Origin of the sequence: Desulfobacter curvatus DSM 3379, assembly GCF_000373985.1 — a bacterium.
Taxonomy (GTDB): Bacteria; Desulfobacterota; Desulfobacteria; order Desulfobacterales; family Desulfobacteraceae; genus Desulfobacter; species Desulfobacter curvatus.
Genome location: NZ_KB893109.1, coordinates 1 through 25,203, shown reverse-complemented (window position 1 = coordinate 25,203; position 25,203 = coordinate 1). Strand labels below are relative to the sequence as shown.

At 48.1% G+C, this 25,203-nt stretch carries 23 protein-coding genes; 18 read left to right on the top strand and 5 right to left on the bottom strand.

All coding sequences use genetic code 11. The annotated features are described in order from the left end of the window. The first annotated feature begins 312 nt into the window (after positions 1 to 312). The 5 genes from B147_RS0123885 (at position 313) to B147_RS0123865 (ending at position 7,193) form a co-directional block, all read left to right on the top strand. Positions 313 to 1,611 carry a tetratricopeptide repeat protein gene (locus tag B147_RS0123885; RefSeq protein ID WP_157238015.1) on the top strand — a complete coding sequence of 433 codons (1,299 nt, stop codon included), beginning with the start codon at positions 313 to 315 and terminating at the stop codon, positions 1,609 to 1,611. 44 nt (positions 1,612 to 1,655) lie between these two features. Next, a complete protein-coding gene (locus B147_RS0123880) occupies positions 1,656 to 4,589 on the top strand; it encodes a caspase family protein (protein ID WP_169400731.1) in 2,934 nt (977 codons plus the stop codon). A 185-nt stretch (positions 4,590 to 4,774) separates the two neighbouring features. Beyond that, on the top strand, positions 4,775 to 5,458 hold the full coding sequence (locus B147_RS0123875; RefSeq protein ID WP_020589721.1) for an SH3 domain-containing protein: 684 nt from the start codon (positions 4,775 to 4,777) through the stop codon (positions 5,456 to 5,458). A 2-nt stretch (positions 5,459 to 5,460) separates the two neighbouring features. Then, complete coding sequence (locus B147_RS0123870; RefSeq protein ID WP_020589720.1) at positions 5,461 to 6,282, top strand: purine-nucleoside phosphorylase; 822 nt, start codon at positions 5,461 to 5,463, stop codon at positions 6,280 to 6,282. 11 nt (positions 6,283 to 6,293) lie between these two features. Beyond that, positions 6,294 to 7,193 (top strand): exopolyphosphatase, encoded by a 900-nt coding sequence (locus B147_RS0123865; protein ID WP_020589719.1) that lies wholly within the window; start codon positions 6,294 to 6,296, stop codon positions 7,191 to 7,193. Between the two features lie 95 nt (positions 7,194 to 7,288). Here the strand turns inward: B147_RS0123865 and B147_RS0123860 are convergent, their stop codons facing one another. Beyond that, on the bottom strand, positions 7,289 to 8,362 hold the full coding sequence (locus tag B147_RS0123860) for a hypothetical protein (protein WP_020589718.1): 1,074 nt from the start codon (positions 8,360 to 8,362) through the stop codon (positions 7,289 to 7,291). Between the two features lie 368 nt (positions 8,363 to 8,730). On the opposite strand from B147_RS0123860, the gene B147_RS0123850 reads away from it, so the two are divergent. From B147_RS0123850 to B147_RS31990, 3 genes are all read left to right on the top strand, one after another. Continuing rightward, entirely contained in the window at positions 8,731 to 9,270 is a 540-nt protein-coding gene (locus B147_RS0123850) for a hydrolase (RefSeq protein WP_020589716.1), read from the top strand. Positions 9,271 to 9,360: 90 nt separating this feature from the next. Next, positions 9,361 to 10,092, top strand: coding sequence for a DUF2867 domain-containing protein (locus B147_RS29380; protein WP_020589715.1), 732 nt, complete (start codon positions 9,361 to 9,363; stop codon positions 10,090 to 10,092). 339 nt (positions 10,093 to 10,431) lie between these two features. Further along, positions 10,432 to 10,587: a hypothetical protein gene (locus tag B147_RS31990; protein WP_157238014.1), complete on the top strand. Its 156-nt coding sequence runs from the start codon at positions 10,432 to 10,434 to the stop codon at positions 10,585 to 10,587. 104 nt (positions 10,588 to 10,691) lie between these two features. Here B147_RS31990 and B147_RS0123835 read toward each other — a convergent pair whose 3' ends face one another. Next, positions 10,692 to 11,021 carry a hypothetical protein gene (locus B147_RS0123835; protein ID WP_020589713.1) on the bottom strand — a complete coding sequence of 110 codons (330 nt, stop codon included), beginning with the start codon at positions 11,019 to 11,021 and terminating at the stop codon, positions 10,692 to 10,694. Positions 11,022 to 11,081: 60 nt separating this feature from the next. Here B147_RS0123835 and B147_RS0123830 point away from each other — a divergent pair, with 60 nt between their 5' ends. From B147_RS0123830 to B147_RS0123815, 3 genes are all read left to right on the top strand, one after another. After that, positions 11,082 to 11,387 (top strand): hypothetical protein, encoded by a 306-nt coding sequence (locus tag B147_RS0123830; RefSeq protein WP_020589712.1) that lies wholly within the window; start codon positions 11,082 to 11,084, stop codon positions 11,385 to 11,387. A 291-nt stretch (positions 11,388 to 11,678) separates the two neighbouring features. Then, a complete protein-coding gene (locus tag B147_RS0123820; protein ID WP_020589710.1) occupies positions 11,679 to 12,683 on the top strand; it encodes a 4Fe-4S dicluster domain-containing protein in 1,005 nt (334 codons plus the stop codon). Continuing rightward, positions 12,676 to 13,158, top strand: a complete 483-nt coding sequence (locus B147_RS0123815; RefSeq protein ID WP_020589709.1) for a hypothetical protein — start codon at positions 12,676 to 12,678, stop codon at positions 13,156 to 13,158. The genes B147_RS0123820 and B147_RS0123815 overlap by 8 nt, the downstream gene beginning before the upstream one ends. Here B147_RS0123815 and B147_RS0123810 read toward each other — a convergent pair. Then, positions 13,144 to 14,154, bottom strand: a complete 1,011-nt coding sequence (locus B147_RS0123810) for a tetratricopeptide repeat protein (RefSeq protein ID WP_020589708.1) — start codon at positions 14,152 to 14,154, stop codon at positions 13,144 to 13,146. The genes B147_RS0123815 and B147_RS0123810 overlap by 15 nt on opposite strands. A gap of 8 nt (positions 14,155 to 14,162) precedes the next feature. Continuing rightward, positions 14,163 to 16,166: a class I adenylate cyclase gene (locus tag B147_RS0123805; protein ID WP_020589707.1), complete on the bottom strand. Its 2,004-nt coding sequence runs from the start codon at positions 16,164 to 16,166 to the stop codon at positions 14,163 to 14,165. Positions 16,167 to 16,292: 126 nt separating this feature from the next. Here B147_RS0123805 and B147_RS0123800 point away from each other — a divergent pair, with 126 nt between their 5' ends. The 7 genes from B147_RS0123800 (at position 16,293) to B147_RS0123770 (ending at position 23,976) form a co-directional block, all read left to right on the top strand. Then, positions 16,293 to 17,867 (top strand): HDOD domain-containing protein, encoded by a 1,575-nt coding sequence (locus B147_RS0123800; protein ID WP_020589706.1) that lies wholly within the window; start codon positions 16,293 to 16,295, stop codon positions 17,865 to 17,867. Positions 17,868 to 17,929: 62 nt separating this feature from the next. Further along, on the top strand, positions 17,930 to 18,574 hold the full coding sequence (locus tag B147_RS0123795; protein WP_020589705.1) for an IMPACT family protein: 645 nt from the start codon (positions 17,930 to 17,932) through the stop codon (positions 18,572 to 18,574). Positions 18,575 to 18,705: 131 nt separating this feature from the next. After that, positions 18,706 to 19,293: a helix-turn-helix domain-containing protein gene (locus tag B147_RS0123790; protein ID WP_020589704.1), complete on the top strand. Its 588-nt coding sequence runs from the start codon at positions 18,706 to 18,708 to the stop codon at positions 19,291 to 19,293. Positions 19,294 to 19,396: 103 nt separating this feature from the next. Then, a complete protein-coding gene (locus tag B147_RS0123785) occupies positions 19,397 to 20,683 on the top strand; it encodes a 3-isopropylmalate dehydratase large subunit (RefSeq protein WP_020589703.1) in 1,287 nt (428 codons plus the stop codon). Positions 20,684 to 20,692: 9 nt separating this feature from the next. Next, a complete protein-coding gene (gene leuD, locus B147_RS0123780; protein ID WP_020589702.1) occupies positions 20,693 to 21,220 on the top strand; it encodes a 3-isopropylmalate dehydratase small subunit in 528 nt (175 codons plus the stop codon). A gap of 374 nt (positions 21,221 to 21,594) precedes the next feature. Beyond that, positions 21,595 to 22,080 (top strand): DUF2059 domain-containing protein, encoded by a 486-nt coding sequence (locus B147_RS0123775; RefSeq protein ID WP_020589701.1) that lies wholly within the window; start codon positions 21,595 to 21,597, stop codon positions 22,078 to 22,080. A gap of 120 nt (positions 22,081 to 22,200) precedes the next feature. Continuing rightward, positions 22,201 to 23,976 (top strand): Na/Pi cotransporter family protein, encoded by a 1,776-nt coding sequence (locus B147_RS0123770; protein ID WP_020589700.1) that lies wholly within the window; start codon positions 22,201 to 22,203, stop codon positions 23,974 to 23,976. 485 nt (positions 23,977 to 24,461) lie between these two features. Here the strand turns inward: B147_RS0123770 and B147_RS33035 are convergent, their stop codons facing one another. Beyond that, complete coding sequence (locus B147_RS33035; RefSeq protein ID WP_020589698.1) at positions 24,462 to 24,755, bottom strand: hypothetical protein; 294 nt, start codon at positions 24,753 to 24,755, stop codon at positions 24,462 to 24,464. Positions 24,756 to 25,203 lie beyond the last annotated feature (448 nt).

Here is a 25,203-nt window from a genome sequence, read left to right as displayed (position 1 = left end):
CGGCAACCACGGACAGGTAATCGAAACAGTTTCAAGCCTGGAATGGGGGAGAACTATGCCCGGACGGAATGAAAATCTTCGGTACAGGCCATGGTTTGTGTAGGAAGAACTACCTTTCCGATGCCTTCTGAAAGAAGGAAAGGCGGAATTTTCCCAAAAAGGAGTGGGCGGAACAACTTCGGCCGACCTTTTATTATTTATGCGTCAGCACTGGCGGCCGCATGTATTGCTTTACATTTTTTGAAAATACTGATATCCCAAATCACTATCATATTATCGATGTTGCAGCTAAATTTTTTGGGAAATGATCCCATGTCGGATTCAGGCTCTGAAAATTTCCAAGACAAAACAATCCGCCTGGTTCTCCCGCCGGAAGATGCTGAATTGATTGCTGTCCGGATTCGGGATGCCCTATCGCCCGATCCGGGACAGCCGGTCGGGATACTGCCTAAGCTTAAGAAACTCCACACAGCCGTCACCAATTACTGGATCTGGATCAGTCTGATTTTTTTTATTTTGGCCTGGTTTTTTTTCGGCGCAAGTCCTCTTTATCCGCTTAAGAAATGGGCAGCTGCTTCAAGAGAACTGGATGCTAAACTTGCCCAGTTTGCGTTTCAAGAAGAATTGTCACACAGGTATTTAACCATTGCAAAAAGCTTTCTGGACAGCGGACATCTTAAAGACGCCAAGTTTGCCTTTGATCAGGCCCTGAAGATGAGTCCCAACAGCCGGGAGGCCCAGTACGGGGTCATGAAGTCCCGTCTGCTGGCCGACTCTGCCGCAGGCCAGCTGGATTCAGAGGTCATGTGCCGGCGCATCGCCCTGCTTGAGGAGAGTGATCCTTTAAAAAAAGACGGTGACATGGACGCCCACGTGGCCTATGCCAAGGCCAGACTTTTCCGTCTGCTGGGGGAAAAGAACAATGTCATCCGGCCCCTGCTGGAGGCGGCGGTAAAATCGCGGCCCTGCTTTGCTGCAGCCTACGGGGAACTGGGCCTTATGGACCTGGAGGCAGAGAAGATAGCTCCTGCCATTGATGCGTTTACAACGGCCCATACCCTTGCCCCACATGATCCTTTTTACATGGGGGCCCTGGCCCATGCCCACGGGGAAAACGGCTCGGCTAAGGAAGCCTTGATATGGACGACAAAAGCATACAACCAGGATAAGGAGATTTTTACGGGGTTTCTGGCACTTGCCCGGCTCAAGCTGATCTACGCGGCTAACTTCAAATGGGTAACAGATGCCTGTAAAGGGCTTGCTGAGCGGTATGAAGCAGCCGGCCTTTCCCAAAAGGATAAAAATGCAAAGGGATATTTCGTCCGGCACAAGCGCCGTTCTTATGGTATTGCCAGCTGGGAGGCCAAGAAAGCCTACTGTGCCCAGCTGGGTCTGCTGGCCGCCTATTTCAGGGACGGGCCGGGGAACAACGTCGCCCTGATGACCCGACAGCTTGAAAGAATATGGGAAAAGGCCCTGGAGGGTAAACATGTGCTACCGGTTTTTTTGATTCATGACCTGGAAGAGATTGAGGGTCACAATGCCCCTGAATTTCAAAATTTTAGATCCGATATCGCACAGTTGAAGACTTTTGCAGCCAGGCCGCAATAATGATCGCAAACAGGAGGGAAAGCACCATGAGGGGAATAAGACAATTGAACGTATTGGTAATGGCGGCCATTTTGCTGACATTGGTTTCCTGTGCGAAGATAAAGGAAGATGCTCCCCTTGTCCCATCCTCCCCCCAGAATATCCCGCCGCCGCTAACCAGGGTACCGACCACCAGTCCGCCCCCGATGCGGATCACCAGCCAACCCCTGCTGCGGATCAACACGTCCATGCACACTGCCTCCATCAGACGGATTTCAACGGATAAGGAAGGGCGCTGGGTGGTGTCGGCAAGTAATGATAAAAGTATCCGGATCTGGGACGGAGTCACGGGAAAATGGATACACACCCTTCATTTGCCCTCTGAACCCGGGAGTGTGGGCAAAGCCTATGCCGTAGCCATTTCCCCGGACGGCCGCACCATTGCTGCAGGGGGATTTACCGGCCGGTATAGAGGGGGACAGCATATTTATATATTTGACCGTGAAAAGGCTGAAATGGTCCGGTGTATCAAAGGGGTTTTCAGTGCGGTGAATCATCTGGCTTATTCCCGGGACGGCCGTCTTTTGGTTGCCTGTCTGGGTGAAAAGGGTATCCGTATTTACCGTACTTTTGATTACGCCCTGGTCGGATTGGATGAGTCCTATGAAAAAAATAGTTATTGGGCGGATTTTGACCGGCAAGGCCGTCTGGTTACCTCCTGTTCTGATGGGTTTGTCCGCCTCTACGATGCCCAATTCAATTTGATCCGCAGGTTTGACACAAAGGGACGCGATCCCCATGGTGTCGCTTTTTCTCCTGACGGCCGGCTGGTGGCTGTGGGATATAATTATACCTGCGATGTGGATATTCTGGACGGAGCCACCCTGGCATACCGTTTCAGCGCGGATACCCATGGGATACACAATGGCGATCTGTCCAAAGTCGCCTGGTCCGGCTCCCGGCTTCTGGCTGCCGGAAAATATAATGACGGATCTAAGGGGTTGGTCATCGCCTGGGCCAATCACGGCCGTGGGGGCCGGACATCCATTCCGGCCGCCAATGATACGGTCATGGGGATACTTCCAACGGCCGGGGGCGAGTTGCTGGTGGGAACCGGGGATCCTGCCCTGATGCGTCTGGACCCAAAGGGCAGGGCCCAATGGTACCACGGGCCGGACAAGGCGGATTTTCGAGGTCAGATTGGCAACAACAGTATCCAGCTGTCAGTCATTGGCAACCGGGTCTATTTCGGATCCAAGATACGGGGAAAATGCCCGATCGGGTTTGATCTTCTATCCCTGGCCCTGAACCGGAAGATGTATCCCGGGGATATGGTAAAGGCTGACGCTGACAGCCTGTCGATCAAGGATTGGGAAAACCGATATAGGCCTAACCTGGAGGGCCGTGCCCTTGCCCTGGATGAATGGGAACGTTCCAGGAGCCTTGCCATTGCACCGGACCGGCAGTCCTTTGTTCTGGGGACAGAATGGCGCCTTAGGTGGTTCAAGGCCGATGGTACTGCCCTGGCTCCCGACGTGGATTTACCCGCTACTGCCTGGGCCGTCAACATCAGTCCAAACGGAAAATGGGTTGTGGCAGGGCTCGGAGACGGTACCCTTCGGTGGTATGATTATGAGAACCATCAGGAGAAGCTGGCCCTTTTTGTACGGCCCGGGGATGATGCCTGGGTCGCCTGGACCCCCGAGGGTTTTTTTGCCGCAAGCCCCGGTGCCGAGGAACTGGTGGGGTACCAGTTGAACCGGGGCGTTGACCAGGTCCCTGAATTTGTGTCCGGGGACCAGATCTATGAGGCCTTTGGCCGCAGCGATCTGGTGCTGGCCAAGTTCCGGGGGGACCAGGCCCCCATTGACCGGGCCCTGGCCCAGGTCGGAGATATCAGGGAGCTTTTAACCCGGGTGCGGCCTCCGAAGATTTCCCTGGCCGGTAATGTGCCCCGGCAAATCAACGGGACCAAACTTAAAATTCCATTGAAACTCGTGGACCAGGGATCCGGCATCGGCCCTGTGGAGGTGCGGGTTAACGGTATTCTCCAGCCCCGGAAAAATTGGACTACCTCTGACAGTTTTGGAATAACCCATGTTTTGGTGGATCTGCCTCCGGACCAGGACTCGACCCTGGAGGTCCAGGCACCATCTTCTACTGAAAAAGGCAAGATTGATTCCAAATCCTTGGCTCTCAACGTCCGGTCTCTTCAGTCCGGGCCGGTACGGCGTCCAAACCTCCACTGCCTGGCCATCGGGATTGAAGATTACAAAGATTCAACCCTTAGGCTGAATTTTCCCAAGGATGATGTGTTGGCTTTGCAAAGCTGTCTTTACACCTACAGCAAGGGACTATTTCAACATGTGGACAATATTCCTCCCCTGATCAACGCCGGCAAAGAGGAGATTCTAAAGGCGTTTAAGGCATCTTATAATGTCAACAAAGAGGATGTATTTATACTTTACCTCTCCGGCCACGGTATGGCCATGGATGGAAAATTCTACTTTCTGCCTGCAGATTTTATTTTCAGGGATGACTCATCTCTGGAAACCGGTGCCATAACCCAGGATCATTTGATAAATTTTGTAGCCAGCATACCGGTAAACAAACTTGTGGTCATTATTGATGCCTGTAACGCCGGTGCCGCATATCAGGGGTTTTCACAATTTCTGGCCTGTCTCAGCACCAAAGGCGCAGAGGACAAGGCAGCCATTGCACGGTTTATGAAAACCACGGGCCGGGCTGTTTTCTATGCATCAGGCAAAGACGAACCTGCCCTGGAAGGCTACAAAGGCAACAGCCTTTACACCGGTGTGATGATCGAGGGGCTGGCCGGCAAGGCCGCTGCTGGAGACAGGGAAGTGACACTCAGCGAGCTTAAAGTCTATCTGGATGACATGGTGCCCAAGGTCAGCAAAGAGACGTTCGGCATTGAAGTTTACCCCATGGGCGGCATCAACTCCGATCATCCCATTCCCATCTCCCGGGTTCCCTAGGCTGCATTATTCCTAAAATTATGATACCATGAGCCCGGACATTTGATATTTTAAGCTTTTCCAGATGGTATGCTTTTTGCTATCTTTTTGCTGATTTGTACCGTCCAAGGGCTGATATCAGCTTAATACATGGAAGCGTTACAGAGATTGATGTTTAATCGGAAGGGTTTTATCAGGAGAATAGAATGAACAACACATATTTGAAGTTCCCAACCCTAATTTTTCTTGTTTGTTTTAGTTTAACCACCATCCTGCCGGTTCCAGTCCTGGCGGGGCCGGGACAGAAACCCGGGCACTGGGACGCGCCTCCCCCTGAACATAGGGGCGGCCACGGAGGAAAACACAATCCGGCTTTTAAGCATGCTCCGCCGGGCGGCCAAAAGGTCCGGCACAGGGGAGATGACTATTTTTTCCACAGAGGCCGTTTTTACAGGCATGAGCCCAAAGGGTATTTCTGGGTGAGTCCGCCCCTGGGTATCATTGCCTACAGTCTTCCGGCTGCTGCCATCACGGTGTTGATCGGCGGATTAACCTATTATGTGTATGATAATGTCTATTATAGAAGAGTGCCTGCCGGATATCAGGTGGTGCAGGTGCCTACCCAAACGACAACCATTATACATACACCCCCTGCCGTGTCTGTGAATCCTGCGGATTCCGGTTCCCAGGTTGTGGTAACGGCCAAGATTTTGAATGTCCGGTCCGGTCCGGGTATAAACCATAACGTTTTGACCCGGACTTATATGGGTAATGTTCTGATCATCCAGGGCAGTTCGTCCGACTGGTACTATGTCCGGCTTCCTGATAATACCTACGGCTGGGTCATGAAAGCATTTGTGACCATGCCCAACAGCGGGGCCCAGGGGTAAGGGTGTTTGTCAATAAAGTCCAGGAGTGTGCACGATTTATACAGGAACGCATACAGGTGCAGCCCGTTGCCGGTATGATAACGGGAACAGGCCTCTCCGATACCTTGACCGACCTTGTGGTCCACCAGGTGTTTCCCTATGTGGGGCTGCCCCATTTCCCCCAGGCCACTGTGGACAGCCACAAGGGGTGTCTTGTCCAGGGAACGCTTAACGGCAGAGATATTCTTGTTTTCCAAGGCCGGATACATCTGTATGAGGGATATTCCCCACAGATTGTCACGTTTCCGGTAAGGTTGCTTCAGGCCCTTGGTGTACCGATGCTTATTCTTACCAATGCGGCCGGCGGCATTAATTTGGATTTCAATGCCGGAGACATTATGCTCATCCGGGACCATATTAACCTCACCGGGCAAAATCCCCTTGCCGGCCCCCACGAGGAATCCTTTGGCCTTCGGTTTCCGGATATGACCCGGGTGTATGACCCTGATTTGGGAAGGTGTGCCGTTGGGGTTGCTGCACAGGAAAATATCCAATTGCACGCGGGGGTCTATGCAGGGCTTTTGGGGCCAAGCCTTGAGACGCCTGCGGAGACGCGGTTTCTAAAAGCCATCGGCGCTGATGCCGTGGGGTTTTCTACGGTGATGGAGGCCATCGCCGGGGTTCAGGCCGGCATGAAAATTCTGGGCGTTTCCCTGATTACCAATATCAATGATCCTGACGCGCCTGAGCAGACCACCCTGGAGGCTGTGGTTGGAACTGCAGCAAAGGCATCTGACAAGTTGAACCGGATTATTACCGGTGTGGTTGAACAAATAGATTACTAAAAGGAAATACCATGAGAATCGTCACCCGTCCTGATTTTGACGGCATTGTCTGCGCAGTCCTTCTGCGTCAAGCCCTGGAAGCGTCTTTACCGATACGCTGGATAGAGCCCAATGACATTCAGTCGGGGACCGCTGATATCCAGGACGGTGACATTCTTGCCAACTTGCCCTGGCATCCCCATGCCCATTTGTGGTTTGATCACCATATCTCCAACAAATCCGTGAAAGACGTGCCCGGGGCCTTTGAGATTGCACCGTCCGCCGCCGGTGTTATTTACAAGTACTATGGAAAACAAAACTTTCAGGACAACCGGTTTGATGAGCTGGTGGATCAGACCGACATGATTGATTCTGCCGATCTGACACGGGAACAGGTCAGGGCGCCGGAAGATTATCCTTACCTGATTTTGTCCATGACCATTAAAAACAACGATTTTCAGGATATCCCCTATTGGGAGCACCTGGTGGAGATGCTTGGCAACACGGATATTCACCTCATATTAAAGGACCCCGATGTGGACCGCCGGTGCCGGGAAGTGATTGAGGAAAACAGGGCATTTAAACACTACCTGGAAACCTATACCACGATGGTTGACCGCATTTCCGTGACCGATTTCAGACGCCTTGAAAACGTCCCTTCTGGTAACCGTTTTTTGACCTATTCCCTGTTTGCCAACTCCATTGCCAGTGTAAAGATCCGGTATGCCGGGCAGGATAAGAAACAAGTCCTTCTCAGCGTTGGGCACAGTATTTTCAATCCTGAATGCCGGGTGAATGTGGGAGCCATGCTTGCCCGCTACGGTGGTGGCGGACATTTCGGTGCCGGCGGATGCACGCTGGATGCCCATGATGCCCAGGAAAAAATTGACGAAATCCTGGATATATTAAAGGCCAATCAGGACCAGGGATAGCAAGGGACAAGAAACAAGAGACAAGATGCAAGAGACAAGAGGGTGAAGCGCCTGCGGCGCCCATTCTAGCCTTGCATTGTTTGTTCCCATGGTTGTTAGTCAATTTCTTTGACTTTGTCCCTGATGGAACCGTTTTCTGCAGCTTCCATGAATTCGTATCCTAAGACCCTGCACATGTCCGCAGCTTTGTTCCAGGCCTGGATCCTTTCATTATCCCTGCCCATGAGGCGTATAAAATCCTGACGGTCCGGGATGCGCCCAAAGGGCAGGATGGAAACAAATTCAGGAGACGGAGCCAGAAGAATCATCCGGTCCACGGCCTTTCCTTTAAGTCTTCTGTTGGAAAATTTTTTATCAAACCATCCAGGGGTCAATTCCGTATAAAAGTGGGGATACAAAATAAAACCGGTCTGTTCAGGGTTCAGGGAAAACGCCGGGTGGTAATCCAGAAGTCCTCCGTCCCGGTAGGTGCCCCCCGGGGCGCCCGAAATATGAGTTACCCCCGCCATGACCATGGGGATGGACCCCGATGCCAGAATCGCTTTGGAAAAATTTTTCCGGTCAAGGGGGATGGGTGTTGTGGGAAAATTGTTTTCTGCCAGGATCCCGGTGTCATATTGGGGATGATGGAAGAGAACGCGTTCAAAGCAAAATCGCTGAAGTTTTCTGGATATCGCATTCAGGGCAAACGCCTGTCCTACGCCAATGGCCTGGACAACACTGTGTTTTGAACCAATGAGCCCTTTGCACCGGGCTGCTGAAAAACCAATGCGAATCCATGGATGGTTCAAAATTTCATCAATGGCCTGGTCTGTGAGAAATTCATTCATGATCCGCCGGGTTTCTATGGCTATCTGGACTGCCGCAACCCTGCCCTTATAATGCTGATGGATATAAGCATGTTTAAGGCGGTCAAAGGCCTCCCGGCAGTTGGTCTGGGCTGCTGCGGCAAATTTCCATGCCCCGATGGAGGTGCCAAGCAGGTGCAAAGGCCTTGTCCGGCCCGAAAACCACTGGGAAAAAATTGCGGAATCCAGTCCGTAAATGCTGAGCCATTTGGCTGCGCCCGATGCCCCGAGCATGGCATCGATATCATCAGGAGAAAGACCATTTTCTTTGATATGCTGGTAAGCTGTTGTGCCGGCAAGAATGGTGAGATTGTCTGACATGGGGAATTACCTTACATTTATTTTTTTTTATGTCCTTGTAACAAGCATTGTTCTTATCCCTTTCGGGATGTTGGCCCTGGGGTATGTTGTTGTCTGATTGTTAATGCCCATGACCGGGGCCTCATATTCCGGGCGTGAGTTTAGACTATTCATTTGGGCAAACAAACAATTTTATTACAACCTGATTGATATCTTATACAAAAAAAGTTACTTGTTACAAAACATATAATTTTTATCATCAATCAGAAAATTGAACAGTCAGGGTGCTTGAAAATCATTCAGGAAACCAAGTCTCATGTTAAATGTCAGCGGGTATGGCATAGGCCTTCAGGGCAATTACCTGCTGAAAACAATGGGGGAATAGCAATATGCTTGAAATTGAAAACGTCGTTTTGTTACTTGTTGATATTCAAGGGAAATTAGCACATTTGATGGACAGAAAAGAACTCTTGTTCAAGAACGTCCAAAGGTTGATTAAAGGAGTTCGGACTTTAGACATTCCTGTTCTATGGGTAGAGCAGAATCCCCAGGGATTAGGGCCGACAATTCCTGAAATTGCCGCTATGTTGTCCGATATTCAACCTATCAGCAAAATGAGCTTTAGTAGTTGCCGGAATGACCGCTTTTTGAAAACACTGAACGATCTGGATCGTAAACAGGTATTGATTTCAGGTATTGAAGCACATATTTGTGTTTATCAAACAGCCGTTGACCTCGTGGATATGGGATATGAGGTCCAAGCTGTAGTTGATGCTGTATCCTCAAGAAGTATAGAAAATAAAGAAATCGGTTTGCAAAAAATGAGAGATTCCGGTGTCAGTTTGACAAGTGTTGAAACCGCACTGTTTGAACTGCTTAAAGTGGCTGAAGGAGAGCGATTTAGGGAGATTATAAGAATTGTAAAGTAATGGGTCCGCCAAATAAGCCGAGTGTGCTGTATCCTTTTAACTATATAGATTTTAATACAAATATCAAAGTGCAAATTTTTAAGGAGTTGTATGTCTCATTCATCCGAACCCCAACCGACCTCATTGCCCGACAGACCTGTCCTGGTCACCGGCGCTACAGGCTATGTGTCAGGGCGGCTCATCCCGCTTCTTCTGGCATTCGGCTGCAGGGTCCGGGCCATGGGAAGATCCCTTGAAAAAGTGGATACCTGCTGGGCCGATGCAGGTGAATTGAAATTTCCGGAATGGGCGCATTGCGGGGATTCAGACTATTCCGGGGGCACCCTGCTCAAATGCGGGTACAAGGCGACAGCTGAGGCCGAGCCCCAAGATATCTGGCCTTGTATCCAGGCCATCGGCGGGGAAACGGGGTATTATGCCGCAGACCTGCTCTGGGAAATCCGGGGAGTGATGGATAGTCTTTCAGGAGGCGTGGGGCTTAACAGGGGCAGGCGGTCTGCCAAAGAGCTCCGGATAGGCGATGCCCTGGATTTCTGGCGGGTGCTGGATTGTAATCCCCCAGGGCGTCTGTTGCTGCTTGCTGAAATGAAAATGCCGGGCCAGGCTCTTCTGGAGATCTCCCTGACCCGAATTTCAGAAAACGAATGCGAAATCAGTCTGTTGTCCAGATTTTTACCCACAGGGATTTTCGGTATTGTCTACTGGTATGCGCTTTACCCCTTTCACCAATATGTATTTTCCTCAATGCTCAAAGGTATTGTGAAGTCCGCAGGGGTTAAACTATCGAAAGGACCCTGGCGGTTCACCCCTAAAATCTCATGATACTTTTCACTACAATTTTTCCATATATATTTTATCGATTCAATTTAAGGTGTTAACATATTAGTTTGGGTAGAGAGTGTTCGTGTTAAAGGCCTGACAATTTGTTATCGTCTTCCTTGTTTTAGGTATTATTTCCTGATATTATGAAATTAAATTATAAGGCTATGTTCCCTTTAGTTAACCGAACGAATGCCCGTTAATGACAAAAGACGCTGTAGTAACGCTTTGAACCTGTTTTGATAGACATTGAAGTTTTCAAAGGGAAACTCCTTTAACCATTTACCTTTAATTGATTCTCAACATCTAAAGGGGACATGGCTGATCACAAAGGAGGGTGCCATGAAAAGAACGAGTATCTTTGGAACGCAGGCAGATCGGGGTGGACGTAGAAAACTCAAAGACCGTCGTTATTTCCCAGCTGTCGCGCCCGGACCGGAGCAGAGAACCGGACTTAAACGGCGCAGCGGCACAGACCGGCGGCGAAGTTACAGATAGACCGGGTCTTCACAGGTGGCGGTCTGTTTGCTTTTAGCTTGGAAATAAAGGTGTTATCTTTTTGTAATAGAAGAGGTGATACAAAATAGCAGCCATGGGCTGACCTATTTTTTTATTGTGGGGCAGCCGTGGGGCAGCCCACAACGAAAGTTCAAAGATCTGTAAGGGTTACACATAGTTTCTTTATAAGAAAGTTTGGGTAAGTTACTCAGATCTTTCAAGCTTTGTTGAGGGCTGTGCCCGGCAGTTGATATGCCAGGCCGGCCCATGGCCGTTATAGAAAAATAATCTGAGGCTTGGTGGATTTTACTTCCCAAAGTAGATTCTCGTATGCATTCCCCATTGTTCCGGCAGAATTCATTTTCATCATGAAAAGCCTGTTTGATAATTGATGAATCGGCTGCAATCTCATGAAATTTAATTTTTATTTTCATGAGATTTTGCTTTGAACCCTGATTACCAAACAAGTTCTAAAAGAATTTTCCAAAAAGGTGATGGACAATCGGATCATTACCGCAGTCACTGTTTTTTCAGAGCAGGACAGGTTTTCCCGGCGACGGGATCCAGACTGGGTTCCGGAAAAAGGCTTTCCGGATGAAGGAGAAAAGGGGGCGCGGATTATCTCTACAACCAGGCCGGTGTTCCATATCTATCTGCCCCGGGTCCAGGGCACAGACACCGCCGAGCCGGAGAGCAAAAAGAGTGATGAGCCACATAGGGGAACAGAGACCGTCCTTCTGGTTGAAGATGAGGTTTCCATCCTTTTTCTTCTTAAAACAGTTCGGGAAATTCTCAAGTAATGCTCTGGCCCGTCCGGGCCACCCTGTCCTTTACGGTAAAAAATTTATAGACGGAAAATACAAAATGATTTTCTGACGATCCCAAAATATGAAGGACGGCTGGATTTATCTGCATGATTTTGACATACTGAGATCCATGGGCTGACTTGGCCTATCAACGCCTATATTCAACCCACAACAAAGATAGAAAGAATCCAGTTAGTTGCCGGAGACTTTCAAATAAAAGGTATAGATATAAGCAAAGAAGACCAAATACCATCAATGATCAACATGCGGAGTCAGGAGGTCAATATGACGGACGGTGAAAAGGGTGGCGTAAGCCGCCGGGGTTTTCTAAAAAGGGTGGCTGCCGGAGGCGCAGCAATGCTTCTGCCCGGTACCGTGAGCGCATCCCGGCAAGGTGATGAGCTGGCTTCCCTGCATGATTTATCAAAGTGCATCGGCTGCGGAGAATGCGTTTCAGCCTGCACGGAACAGAATGGGTACAAATATCCGGAACCCCAAAAGCCTTTTCCAAAGATGTATCCCAGCAGGGTCAAGGTGGCGGACTGGTCAGACCGCCGGGATGTGGAGGAGCGGCTTACGCCCTACAACTGGCTGACAATTCAAACTGTAGAGGTTGATTGGCAGGGGCAGTCTTATGAAATTAATATTCCCCGACGCTGTATGCACTGCCAGAATCCGCCCTGTGCCAACCTATGTCCCTGGGGGGCCTGTGCCCGGGAGAACAATGGGGTGGTGCGCATTAATACCGATATCTGTTTAGGCGGTTCCAAGTGCAAATCGGTCTGCCCCTGGGATATTCCCCAACGCCAGACAGGTGTTGGGCTTTACCTTAAGCTCATGCCGGGATATGCCGGAAATGGCGTCATGTATAAATGTGACCGCTGCTTTGAGCTTGTGTCCGACGGTGATGTGCCGGCCTGTGTCAGTGAATGCCCCGAAGAGGTCCAGTTCATCGGCCCCAGGCATGATATTCTGGCCCGGGCCCATGGTCTGGCTAAAACCTTTGCCGGAGACCTTGATGAAAATGAATTCATCTATGGTGAATATGAGAATGGCGGTACCAATACCATTTATGTCTCTCCGGTTCCCATTCCTTTGCTGGCCAAGGCCCTGGAAGCAGGTCCGGGAAATCCGCATATGGATCCGGTGAAAGATATGATGGCCCAGGATGAGTTCCTGGGGATGGCCGCTTTGGCAGCTCCGGTGGCCGGTGTGGCTGCAGGACTTTTGACGGCCGGGGCAAAATTTATCAAGTCCGGACAACAAGACAAGGAGGAAACCCATGAATAGCATGTTTCCCAAGTGGCTGAACCGGATCATGCTTGCCGTGATGACGCTTTTAGCCCTGACCGGGTTTGCCCAGATGCCCATTTTCAAACGGTATTACATTGCGGATATTCCAGGGTTTGGCTGGCTTGCGGCCTTTTATACCACCCACAAAATACACTATATTGCTGCTGCCGTTTTCCTGGCTTTGCTCTTTTGGATGGCGACGGTTTATCTGTTAAACCACCGAAAAACGTGGCGGCCCACAGCCATGGGGCGGGTGCGCCTGGCCATTCTGGCGCTGATCGTGGTGACCGGAATATTGCGAACAGTAAAGAATTTGCCTGACCATGGTTTCAGTCCCATAACGGTCATGGCTGTTGACTGGATACACCTGGCCGCTGCCATGCTGCTGGGCATAACCGCCATCCTTGCCCGGATAGGACCATGGCGACGCAACGGGGTCTATGCAACACGCCACTATTTAGATCATTCCTAGGTCAATGGCTTTGATCACCTGTTTGGCTTCGGTAAACCCATGGTCCTTGTCAAGGGCGGCCTGGAAATAGGTCTTGGCTTTGGTGGCGTTTTTGGCGTCCAGGTAAAGACGTCCTATGTTGTAATAGATATAAGGCTCGTCCGGGTGGATTCTCAATGCTTTTTTGTACTGTTTCATGGCCTCTTTTATGTCGCCCTTTTTCCGGTAAAGCACCCCCAATGTATTAAAGACGTTCAATGAATTGGTCCCGGAAGCTAAAAGCTCATTGAGCATGTCCTCGGCTTTTCCCAGTTTATCGGTATCCATATAGATTTCTGCCGCGATCCGGGTACACTCCTCAGCCTTCTCAACGACACCCATGGCCCTGTATACCATGGCCATGGCCTTGTATGCTTTGACGAAAAGCCGGTCCAGACGAGTTGCCTTTGAAAAGGCCTCTATGGCTTCGTGATGCTTGTTTTGAGCCGTTTTGATGTAGCCGATGTTGTAATAATATTCCGGATTTTCTTTCTGGTTGACCAGGGCTTGGAATAACTCCAGCGCCTTTTTGTATTCTTTTTGTTCAATGAGTTTGAGGCCTTTTTTTACACTTAGCTCGACCTGGTGGATGACAGGATCTTCAAGCTTTCCCAAGGCCGTGGCCAACCTCATTTTCATGGCCTTGGGATTATAGGGAATGACAAAAAGGCCGCTGACGCCTGCCTGGCCTGCCTTGATGACCTTGATTTTGGTAAATGCGCTGTCTGTTAAAAAAAAAGGCAGATCGCCTAATCGTTCTTCTTTTCTTAAGATTTTCAACAGCGCAAGGCCCGACATATCACTCATATCATAGGCAGCAATGGCACATCCGACGTCGGATGATTTTAACACTGCCCACCCGTTATCTGCACTGTCGGCAGTGATGATTCGGGTGTATCCGATTTTTTTCAGGGCTGTTAAAAGTCTGTCCTGCTCCAGGGCATCTTCGGTGATGGTGAGAATTGACGGGTGGGTCATATCTATTCCTATAATTTGTCCAGCATTGGGCGATTGCTTTTAGGCGTTCCCGGCCGGTGCATCAGAAAACGATCCGCCAGAAGTTCCTTGATTTCGTATACGGCATCGGCATCCCGGCGTTCTGCCATCTGAAAAAAAAACAGGCGGATCTCTTCTCCGGTATACTGGTTAATTTTATCGGCTATGGTTCTATACCTATCATCCAGATGCCGGTCGATGTCAAGCGCCAATTGCTCCAGAAACAGCTCCCCCCAGGAATTGAGGGCCAATAGTTCAATTTGCCCCACACCGCAGTGTGAATCCGGGCAAACCAGCAGAATCAATATTTTAGTCCATTGGGCATCGTGTTCAAAGCAGCCGTCAAAAAGAGGTTTGACCGGCTGCATCACCAGATAGAGGGTATCTGTGGATATTTCTTGATCCCGGCTTTCATAAAGCTTGAGTTGGGTTGCAAGTTTAATGTGGGTTTTATTTCTTTGATAAAGCCGGTTTTCCATAATCCATCCCACCAGGCCCAGAAAATTTTTGGATGTGTGAATAACGCTTTCAGTGCTTGTTTTTGAAAACGCGGCATTTAATAGCCATTCCCCCATTGAATTTTGTTTTATTGAAAGAGATGGAATTGTTTGCCGGGTCAAAAAATTTGAACTTTCCGAAATTTTGTCTGCTTGTGTGTTCAGGCGCGCTTTGACTTTGTTATTCAGAATTTTCATATTTCGTTGTTCCGTCAGGGGCAGGTCTTTTTCAACAGCCTTTCCTTTGGCATGGATTTGTTCGTACATCCCGGCCAGGCGTTGAATTACGTTTGTGTCAAAGAACTGTTTTCCCTTTTCAGGCCAGTTCGGATATGACATCAGTTTCTGGACTTCGGACGGAAGGATGTTCCAGGTTCGGATATATTTGTCCAACAATTGCTTTTTGGGTGATCCCGGTTCAGGCAACCTGACTCTGGGATAACTGCAGAGCCTGAAAAATATGGCGGTTTTTATAAGTTTCAGCCCATCGCGGGCATGGGCCTGGTGGTAGTGGAGCACTCTATCGAAAACAATTTTATAAGGATCGCTTTCGCAGTCGTCAATGCCGGCTTTTGCAAATTTTTGTTTGAGTTCGTCGCACAGGAGCATGGCGCTGTTTTTTTCGTCGGTGATGTGGGAAAAAATCATGGTGGCTTTAAGCAGCGCCTTGACCGGATCTTCTTTGGATTTGCAGATATGCCAGCGGATGCCCTGGTAAATGTCTTTGATGGACGGCTTTTCGACTTTGCCAAGATCAATGAAATCTTTTAATAAAAAAGTCAGTTCAGGCAGCCGGAACAGGTGGCTGACCAAGCGGTCGTATGTACCCTGCTGCATATTTCCAGGCAGAAGGGTCCATATTGGAATTTTACCGGCAATCATTAAAAACGTCCGGTAAAATTCTTCTTTAAGAAACAGCTTGGGGGCAATCATTGTTTCAGGCCCTTCAAATCCGGCATAGCAGTCTTTTCTGATATCTGCCTGATCCATGATGAAAAACGTCACTTCCTGATCAAATTTTTCCCTGGAAAATTTAACGATGTGGTTGAGTTTTTTTTCAAGGTTGTAATATCGTTGTTCGGTAAAGCAGGTTTTGTCAATGATGACCCAATAATCAAAATCCGACTGGGCCGATTGGGTAAAGGTGCCCAGGGAACCGATGTGGTAAAAACCAAGTACGCAGGGATTTTTGATGTCCGTGTCAGTGTCGAGAATATCCCGGGGAACCCCTCCTTTATCCAGCACAGCTTTGTAAAATCCTGAATTTTTGAAATTGTAGATGCCGCAGGCTTCAGGCGGATCCGGCACATACCCCGGAAGTTGCGGATGGTTAATGTGAATGAGAAAAGGAATTTTGATGAAAAGTTCAAGCTTTGGGCCTGAAAGGTACCGTAACGCCTCGCGCATCCTCACCACGTTGTAATTGGAAAAGGCCGCTTTCATCCTGGTGAGCTTGGCCGCCAGGGTGTTTTCTATGGGTGCTGAAGACGCATGCATGGCCTGTCCCGGCTTTCTGGTGAGTAAATCATTTGAAAAGATAATACAAAATGTCTAAGATTATATAGTGATATTATAAAAACGATTTTTTATTATTTTCAAGTTAAGTTTTAACATGGAGCATGAATGGGCCAAAAGGATACCTCTCATACCGGCATTGATCTGGATGTCATTTGCATCAACGAACTGGTCAAAAGAGATGAAGGTGCCACGGAAGAATTTAAGGACAACCTACGTTCTGACCCACAGGATTATCGGGTCTACCTAAGTGGCATTCTTAAAAGGATGCAGGGCAGGGAGGCGTTTTTAACCTTTTCCCAACAGATCAACGACGTTAATCACATACTGAATATGGATTATTCCTCTGCAGGGGATATTGCCCGGGTGATTTTGAACGACCTGAGTTTGACCGCACAGGTGCTGAAACTTGTGAATTCCTCAATTTACCGGCAATTTTCAAACAAAGGTATTTCCACCATCTCCGAGGCCATGATCATATTGGGTACGGATGAAATTCGGGAGTTGGCCGCCGGGCTTAAGATCTTTGAGATGATGAAATCAAGGGCCAATTCATTGATTTTGAAAGAGAAAATGCTCAAAAGCCTTCATCGCAGTGCCGTGGCCAGGCAGATTGAAAGGGAACAGGGGGGCCGGACTTCGGATGCCTTTCCTGTTTCAGCCATGCTGTATGAGCTGGGGGAATACCTGGTGGCGCTTCTGGACCCGGGGACTTACATTAAGGTCGAGGTGGCCTTGGAAGAAGAAGGACTGTCAAGGGAAACTGCGGCTAAAATGATTTTAGGCTTAAACTATTTTGAACTCGGGCAGATGGTTGCTTTAAAATTTAATTTGCCCCCGAAAATTGTTCAGGCCATGCGGCCGGTTCGGTTGACTGCCGGACAGAGCTTGAAAATCGGACCAAAAGAAGAAGCCAGATATCTTTGTGCCTTTGTCTATGAACTATGTAATATCCCTGTGCCGGGAAATGACCCTGTTTCCCTTGATGCCGCAGGTAAACTTGTGGATAAGTACTGCGGTGTTCTGGCTTTTGATGCCCGGCAGGCACTGGAATTGACTTGTTCGGCCATGGATCGGGTGATGCGGCATGCTGAAATTCTAGGAATTGAACCTGTACAGCCCACATCCACATCTGTGAAAACCGATCCAAAGTTAAAAAATAAGGATGTATTGGATCAGGGTATCAGGCGTGTGGAAGAGGCGTTAGATGAAGGGCTGAGCATCCATGAAATTTTTACCCGGCTTATTGATACCATGGCCCAATGCTTTTGTTTTAACCAGATTGTTATCAGTATCAGAAAAAAAGAGACCAACACCATGGAGCCCCGGTTTGTCCGGGGGGAAAAACGGCCGGATGGATTCGGCAAAACCATGGGATTTAAAATTGAACCGGCATCCGGTATTTTCAACAACGCCATTGAGCGGAAAATCGATATTATTGTCAAAGATACAAAAAAAGAGTTTTCCCGGCATCAAATTCCTTGCTGGTACATGAAAAAAATCGCAGGCCCCTTTCTGGTAATGGGCTTCGGCATTTTTCCTGTGTTTGTGGAAGGCAAAATTGTCTCTATGGTTTATGTGGACTGGGATGAAAAAACACCGGCTCCGGACCGGAATACGTTGACGTCTATCCAGGGGTTCAGAAGACAGATGATCAGGGCCTTTACCCTTCACGCCAGATAAACGGGCGCTTACAGGCATATTCGACCTTTTATTTGCTTTTGATTTGTACTATACCATGATCCATGAATACGGATTGCGAAAAACCGGTTTTTTATTCCGTGGGACGGTCTGTGGCCGATCCCGTTCGCCAGACGGAAATAAAAATTAAGCGCTCCGTGTTTGTCTGCAGGCTCAGCTATGCGGATACCATTGAAGGTGCCAAGGAGTTTATTTCCAACGTCTCCAAAGAATACAAAACAGCCACCCATAACTGCTGGGCTTATGTGGTGGGCGATTCCGGGCAGATCAGTCATTGCTCGGATGCGGGTGAACCGCCGGGTACGGCCGGCAAACCCATGCTCAATACGCTGTTATCCCATCAGATGACCTGTACTGCAGCGGTTGTTACCCGGTATTTCGGCGGGGTGAAGCTTGGGGTTCGAGGCTTAATTGAAGCCTATGCCCTGGCTGTGGAGGAAACCATTGGCCAGGCCCCCCTGGTCCGCTTGGTGAAAACTCAGTCTTTCCAAATTTGTCTGGATTACAGCCTGAATGATTCATTTTTAAACCGCATCAGCGCCTTGAAGACCACAATTGCCCAAACGGATTATACAGAAAAAGTCACCCATGAGCTGGCTGTGGAATTGTCCGATCTTCCTGCCCTGGAATCATTGCTCATTCAATACCAACGCCAGGGACTTTTGGACTACACGAAAATAACTGCCTGATCGTTTGGCGTGTGTATCCCCCAAAAATGATTTTCCCCGTATCTGTTTTCCATCCGATTAAAAAGTATTGACACCCAGAGAAATTTCAGTATTCTTTAATCTAAATAAGAAATACTGAATTTGGTGAATAAATGAAAATCAAGCTGGGCCCTTTGCTGCGGGCCATTCGAAATTCACGGCATCTGACCATCAAAGAGGTGGCCTCAAAAGCCGGGGTCAGTTCAAGTCTGTTGTCCCAGATTGAACGCAACCGTATATCTCCGTCCTTGGATACCCTGCTGGAATTGCTGGAAGTTTACGGGGTCTCTCCGGAGAAGTTTTTTAAAGATTATGAAACCATGAACCGGGTGGAGATTATAAAAAAGGACCAGCGCCGGGTTTACCAGCGCAAGGGGTTTAAATATGAAACCCTGTGCGGACTCAGCCAATCCAAAGGAAACCATTCCTTTACCGCCTTTTTTCTTGAGCTTGCACCGGGACAGCAGCGGGGGGATAAGAAAGACGGACACCTTGGCCGGGAGCTGGGGATTGTGGTCAACGGTTCCGGCCAGTTAATTTACGGCGGGGATGTCTACGATATCAGTAACGGAGATGCCCTCTCTTTTTCGTCTCAGATACCCCATGTGATTAAAAATGCCGGTGACGATCTGTTTCAAGCCTACTGGATTGTCACACCGGCGGACGGTGAAGATTATTTTGGTGAAGGAAATAACAAATAACAGCCATGGGCTGATCTGGTCTATCAACACCCAGACCCAACCCACAACGAAACATGAAGGTAATTAAATCTTTATTTTGACTTTCATATAAATGGAGAGTGCCATGGGAAAAACAATTGCTGAAAAAATTTTTGACTCCCACCTGGTGGACAAACCCTTCGGGGATGTCAGCGTGCTGCGTCTGGACCGGGTTTTCTGTCATGAAATTACCACCCCGACTGCGGTCCAGGACCTGGTTGCAAGGGGAAAAGACCGGGTGTTCGATCCGGACAAAATCAAGGCGGTGATTGATCATGTTTCACCGGCCAAAGATTCCAAAACCGCCATGCAGGGGAAAATTCTGCGGGACTGGGCCCTTCGTCACAACATAAAAGATTTCTTTGATATCGGTGAAAACGGGGTCTGCCATGCCCTGTTTCCTGAAAAAGGGTTTGTCCGTCCCGGGTTTACCATCATTATGGGCGATTCCCATACCTGTACCCATGGGGCATTTGGTGCCTTTGGGGCGGGCGTGGGCACCACCGACCTGGAGGTGGGGATTTTAAAGGGCGTGTGTACCTTTAAACAGCCGGAAACATTTAAAATTGAAATTACCGGAACCCTTCGGCCGGGCGTATATGCCAAGGATATTATTCTTGAGGTGATTCGTCAGATTACAGTGAACGGGGCGACCAACATGGTCATTGAGTTCGCAGGACCCGTGGTGGATGCCATGGGTATGGACCAGCGTATGACCCTGGCCAATATGGCTGTGGAGGCCGGTGCCACATCGGGCATCTGTCTGCCGGATATGACAACTGTGGAGTATCTGTGGCCTTTCATAAAGGATGAGTTCAAGACCCCCGAAGATGCCCTGGCAGAATACTCCCGGTTCTGTTCCGATCCGGATGCCGTCTATGCCAAAACAAAGACCATTGATGTGAGTACCCTTGAACCCCTGGCGACCTTTGGATTCAAACCGGACAATGTTAAACCGGTATCCCAGATGGCCGATACGCGGGTGGACCAGGTTTACATCGGCTCCTGTACCAATGGGCGCCTGGAGGATCTTCGTGAGGCGGCCGTCGAGGTGGCAGGTAAAAAAATCCATCCCGGTTTGAGGGCGATTGTCTCTCCGGCCACACCTGATATTTTTAGTGCGGCACTGGATGAAGGCCTGATTAAAATTTTCATGGATGCCGGATTCTGCGTCACCAATCCCACCTGCGGTGCCTGTCTTGGGATGAGCAACGGGGTTCTGGCCGAAGGGGAGGTCGCTGCGTCCACCACCAACAGGAATTTTAACGGACGGATGGGCAAAGGCGGCATGGTTCATCTTGTAAGCCCGGCCACAGCCGCAGCCACGGCACTCCATGGTGTGCTCACTCACTCTGACCGGTTTAAAAATTAGGGAGGGACTATGAAAGATTTTAAAGGAAAAATGCTCTGCCTGGACCGGGCAGATATCAATACCGACGAAATTATACCGGCCAAATATCTGACCGAAATATCCAAAACCGCCTTAAAGCCCCACTTGCTTGAAGATCTGGTGCTGGATGGCTTTAATGCTGAAACGGATCTCAAGGATGTCCGTGTGATTGTAACCCGGAGTAATTTTGGTTGCGGCTCTTCCCGGGAGCATGCGCCATGGGCTTTGGAAGTTAACGGCATTAATGTCGTGATTGCCACGAGCTTTGCCCGGATTTTCAGGCAGAATATGTTTAATTGCGGCATGATGGCCATTGAATTGTCTGAAGATAAGATTCAGGCCCTGTTCGAGGTGGGGGCAGGCAAAACTGCTCAGCTCTCCGCAGACGTTGAAAATCAAACCCTTACCGCAACAGATGCCGGCGGCAACGAATTGAAAATTGAATTTCCTATTTCACAGTTCGACAAAACCCTGGTGGAGACCGGGGGGTGGGTAGAGTTTGCAGATAAAAATTATTAATTCGCCTCTGAACGGAAACCGCGTATTTGGCCGGCTCGTTAGCGGCGCGTATGCTGCTTACAAAGTTGCCCGGATGCAAGGCGCATAAAAACATAACCCCTCACAACCATATGGTTGTGAGGGGTTATGTTTTTTGTTAACCTTATCTTGAAAAGAAGATCAATCGTCAGTAAACAGCCATGGGCTGACCTGGTCTATCGGCACCCTGACTCAGCCCACAACAAAGATAGAAAGAATCCGGTTAGTTGCTGGAGACTTTCATATAAAACGGTCACGGACCGTCCTTGGTCTTTGACTGTGGCTCGCCACACAACGAATATTTAAACATCTCTGTGGGTTACAGAGAGTTCCTTATAAAATGAAAGGATGTAACCATGAAGTTTAAAATCTATGTCGTTTTTTTAGTACTGGCAATAACTATATCGTTTAATTTGAATGTCGTTGCAGCTTCAGAAAGTCACCGTAATGCCGCGGGGCAATTACTCGATACAATGGATCTCAATACTCTTTTGGCCGGAACAATCGAAAGTATGTTACAGTTAGAGTTATCACAAACCCCTGCCTTGCAGCCATATGAAAATACCATGAGGCAATTTTTCAACAAATATATGAGCGGAGAAAGTTTAAGAGAAGATTTTATTGATATTTATGTTGAAGCGTTTACGGAAAAAGAGATCAATGAACTCAATGCGTTTTACAGCACGCCGACAGGACAAAAAGCCTTAAAAAAATCCCCTGCCATGATGGCCCAGGGTGGGAAAATCGGTCAGCAGAGAATTCAAGAAAATATTTCTGAGTTACAAATGATGATTCAAGAAGAAGCCAAAAGAATCCAAAAGCTACAACAAACTCCTGGGTGAACGGTAGTCCCTGGACAACCGGAACCCGTTCTTTTTCAATGGGGTAGGCGGTTGCTTTGCCGCCGTTGACTAGGATGGGCTGAGCGTTTCAGCTATAGTCTCGATTTTTAGAGGGGATGGATGTTAAAACGATTTCTTATTTTACCGATACTATTATTTGTTGGCTATGGAATCTTTCAAAGTGGTGATTTTGCAACAATTGCTTCCGGCATTGCCATCTTTATTGTCGGTATGTTTTTTATGGAGGATGGTTTTAAGTGCTTCACCGGAGGGATTCTCTCAAAAATACTGAGTAAAACTACGAATACGATTCCCAAAGCGATTTTCAGCGGGTTTTTTGCCACAGCAATTGTCCAGAGTTCATCTCTTATATCTGTCATTGCAATATCTTTCTTGTCCGCTGAGCTTATAGCCTTGGGTCCGGCTGTAGGCATTATCTTCGGTGCAAATATCGGCACCACTGCTACGGCATGGATTGTTGCGGTTTTCGGTATGAAAATTAAAATTTCAGCATTTGCCCTGCCAATGATCGTCTTCGGCGTTCTGTTCACTTTTTTTAACAACAGAACGTATAAAGGTATCGGCAATATTCTGCTTGGCCTTGGATTTATTTTCCTGGGTATCTCTTTTATGAAAGAGGGGTTTGAAACTCTGAAAAGCGGTATTGATTTGTCGCAATATAGTATTGGCGGATTTACGGGAATATTGGCATATATTTTTGTCGGAGCAGCAGCGACAATTATTATTCAGTCGAGCAGTGCCACCATGGCCCTGATTATTACAGCTGTGGCGACCGGCCAGATAGACTACGTAAGTTCAATCTCTCTTGCCATTGGGGCAAATCTTGGAACCACTGTAACGGCTGCCCTGGGTGCTGTGACCTCAAATGAAAACGGCAAGCGCTTGGCCGTTGCTCATTTCATATTTAACATGATTACGGCATTCATTGCCGTGGTTTTTATGAAATATTTAATGCAAAGTGTTGATCTGATCAGTGGATATGTCGGGATAACCGATCAGGATATTGCTATGAAATTGTCATTATTTCATACTATTTTTAACAGTCTCGGTGTTCTTGTATTAGCGCCGTTTGTACACCAACTGGTTAATTTTCTCGAAAAACTATTTGTTGTGCAGGACGACAGGCGCTGGAGGCCACGATATCTTGATGAGGAAGTGATTAAAACGCCTGGACCCGCCATTGCCGCACTCTATAAGGAGGCAGGGCATATGTTTGACGGAACATCAGAGATCATTATTCAAGCCTTGCGACTGCATCGTCATGAAGTGTTTTCTGATTGTGATATGGATGAAGCCCTGAAAACAGTCAAAGAGACGGATATAGACATTGATGATCTTTATGAGAGAAGAATCAAGTTCCTCTATAGCGATATTTTGAAGTATTCCATATTGGCTGAGAAAAATATGAATAAGGAGCAGCGCCACAAGGTCTACAAAATAAAACTTGCCAGCAGGGACATGATCGAGGCCATTAAGGATATCAGGGAGTTACAGAAAAATATTGCAGGTTATATGGCAAGAGACAATGAAAATATCAAAAACGAATACAACTTCCTGCGCAAGGATATAGCGCAACTGCTTCGTATTATTGCCTGTTTGAGAAAAGATCCGGGAGATCTGGAAAAAATAACCGATCTGGAAACAGCAAAAGAGCAGAATAAAGGCCTGGACATTATTGCTGCAAAAAGGCTGAGTGTTTTGTTAAGAGAGGGAAAAATTACTGAGTCTATGGCTTCTTCACTGCTTAATGATGGTACGTATACAAGCCAAATTGCAGAGAATTTAATAAAAAGTGCTGACATTCTCTGGGGTAATTCGACAGAACATGATGCGGACAGCATAAGAGATTCACTAGTGCCGCCTCAACATGGTTGAGTCTCGAAAAAGGGAACTATTTGTGACTACGTTACGGGATATTTACCCGAGGACATGGATGGGCAATATTTTTTGAAGGTTTTTTATTGAATTTCTTTTGTATAGGCTCCTTGTCGTTGATCAAGAATTGACGAAGATGCAAGAAAAATTAGCCGATTGATGGTCAAGCCCGTGTGCAGGAGCTGGAATCAAAAATCATCAGTCTGACCTAATCCCTGATTGATGGGGGCCTCCAAGCAGAGGCTGACCGTACTCTGATCCTCTACAAGCTTGATGAAATCGAAAAACAGACCCGCCGCCTTCAGGTGCTCAAATTTCAACTGCATCAACGGCTGTCAGGCTGAGCATCAGCACCGTGATCGTTACGGCATTAGTGTTATTTTTCCTTACCCGGATTATTGTGGAGCAGCCGTTATTAATTTGTAATTTGGGGACACCTTACGCATTTTTCTTTCGATCTGGCTTTTTGGGCCTGAGTCGTCTGTCTAAATAGTCTCCAATTTCTTTACAAAAGTCATTTTTCCCAACGGTCGACCGTTACGTTCAGGCTTTCTGAACAATTCGATTTTTGATTCTTTAATGTCAGAAGAGAAAAAAATTCCCCAAGGTGTATTAACAATCTCGAGCAAGGGCCTTGTTTTGACAAGAATGTCATCCTCCCCATCCATATGTGCCCCGGCGCTACCCCACTTCCAATCCTCAGGACGTTTTGCAAAACCGGCACGGACTGGGTTCTTCTCAATATACCGCGTGCATGCCAGCAAGTAACTTTCTTCCATGATAAATGATGCGAACCTTCCCTGCCATAAATGACCGCGCCATCCTTCTCTTAGATCTCCGGTGTGCCTCCCCGATGGCCAGATTTAATCCATCCTTGGTTTCAGGAACTGCAATAAGGTGAATGTGATTGGGCATCAGGAAATAGGCCCATATATCAACCTTATACCTAAAAAATGCAGCGTCTAAGCTAAGTCAAAAGGACAGAGCCCGTGGCCTCACCATTAGACAATTTTGTACCCCAAAAAGAGGCAAATTTCATTAAAATCGAGTCAGTATTGCTAATGCCCCCCCTCCAGTAGCTGATTCTTGATTCCAAACGACTATCAAAAGCGTAGCTTAGGTATACCAATCCATTGGCTCAGTTGTCTCTTTAAATTTTTTACGCCGCAGATGGATCGGTCAAATAAATTCCAACTGCATGATTGCCCTCTCCAGGCTCATCCATCG

What these genes read in the sequence shown, in the direction of transcription:
- B147_RS0123860 (WP_020589718.1), bottom strand. Translation starts at nt 8,362, where the DNA reads ATGTCAGACAATCTCACCATTCTTGCCGGCACAACAGCTTACCAGCAT.
- B147_RS0123850 (WP_020589716.1), top strand. Translation starts at nt 8,731, where the DNA reads ATGCTTGAAATTGAAAACGTCGTTTTGTTACTTGTTGATATTCAAGGG.
- B147_RS0123875 (WP_020589721.1), top strand. Translation starts at nt 4,775, where the DNA reads ATGAACAACACATATTTGAAGTTCCCAACCCTAATTTTTCTTGTTTGT.
- B147_RS0123805 (WP_020589707.1), bottom strand. Translation starts at nt 16,166, where the DNA reads ATGCATGCGTCTTCAGCACCCATAGAAAACACCCTGGCGGCCAAGCTC.
- leuD (WP_020589702.1), top strand. Translation starts at nt 20,693, where the DNA reads ATGAAAGATTTTAAAGGAAAAATGCTCTGCCTGGACCGGGCAGATATC.
- B147_RS0123775 (WP_020589701.1), top strand. Translation starts at nt 21,595, where the DNA reads ATGAAGTTTAAAATCTATGTCGTTTTTTTAGTACTGGCAATAACTATA.
- B147_RS0123800 (WP_020589706.1), top strand. Translation starts at nt 16,293, where the DNA reads ATGGGCCAAAAGGATACCTCTCATACCGGCATTGATCTGGATGTCATT.
- B147_RS0123830 (WP_020589712.1), top strand. Translation starts at nt 11,082, where the DNA reads ATGGACAATCGGATCATTACCGCAGTCACTGTTTTTTCAGAGCAGGAC.
- B147_RS29380 (WP_020589715.1), top strand. Translation starts at nt 9,361, where the DNA reads ATGTCTCATTCATCCGAACCCCAACCGACCTCATTGCCCGACAGACCT.
- B147_RS0123810 (WP_020589708.1), bottom strand. Translation starts at nt 14,154, where the DNA reads ATGACCCACCCGTCAATTCTCACCATCACCGAAGATGCCCTGGAGCAG.
- B147_RS0123795 (WP_020589705.1), top strand. Translation starts at nt 17,930, where the DNA reads ATGAATACGGATTGCGAAAAACCGGTTTTTTATTCCGTGGGACGGTCT.
- B147_RS0123835 (WP_020589713.1), bottom strand. Translation starts at nt 11,021, where the DNA reads ATGAAAATAAAAATTAAATTTCATGAGATTGCAGCCGATTCATCAATT.
- B147_RS0123820 (WP_020589710.1), top strand. Translation starts at nt 11,679, where the DNA reads ATGACGGACGGTGAAAAGGGTGGCGTAAGCCGCCGGGGTTTTCTAAAA.
- B147_RS0123790 (WP_020589704.1), top strand. Translation starts at nt 18,706, where the DNA reads ATGAAAATCAAGCTGGGCCCTTTGCTGCGGGCCATTCGAAATTCACGG.
- B147_RS0123770 (WP_020589700.1), top strand. Translation starts at nt 22,201, where the DNA reads ATGTTAAAACGATTTCTTATTTTACCGATACTATTATTTGTTGGCTAT.
- B147_RS31990 (WP_157238014.1), top strand. Translation starts at nt 10,432, where the DNA reads ATGAAAAGAACGAGTATCTTTGGAACGCAGGCAGATCGGGGTGGACGT.
- B147_RS0123885 (WP_157238015.1), top strand. Translation starts at nt 313, where the DNA reads ATGTCGGATTCAGGCTCTGAAAATTTCCAAGACAAAACAATCCGCCTG.
- B147_RS0123865 (WP_020589719.1), top strand. Translation starts at nt 6,294, where the DNA reads ATGAGAATCGTCACCCGTCCTGATTTTGACGGCATTGTCTGCGCAGTC.
- B147_RS33035 (WP_020589698.1), bottom strand. Translation starts at nt 24,755, where the DNA reads ATGGAAGAAAGTTACTTGCTGGCATGCACGCGGTATATTGAGAAGAAC.
- B147_RS0123785 (WP_020589703.1), top strand. Translation starts at nt 19,397, where the DNA reads ATGGGAAAAACAATTGCTGAAAAAATTTTTGACTCCCACCTGGTGGAC.
- B147_RS0123815 (WP_020589709.1), top strand. Translation starts at nt 12,676, where the DNA reads ATGAATAGCATGTTTCCCAAGTGGCTGAACCGGATCATGCTTGCCGTG.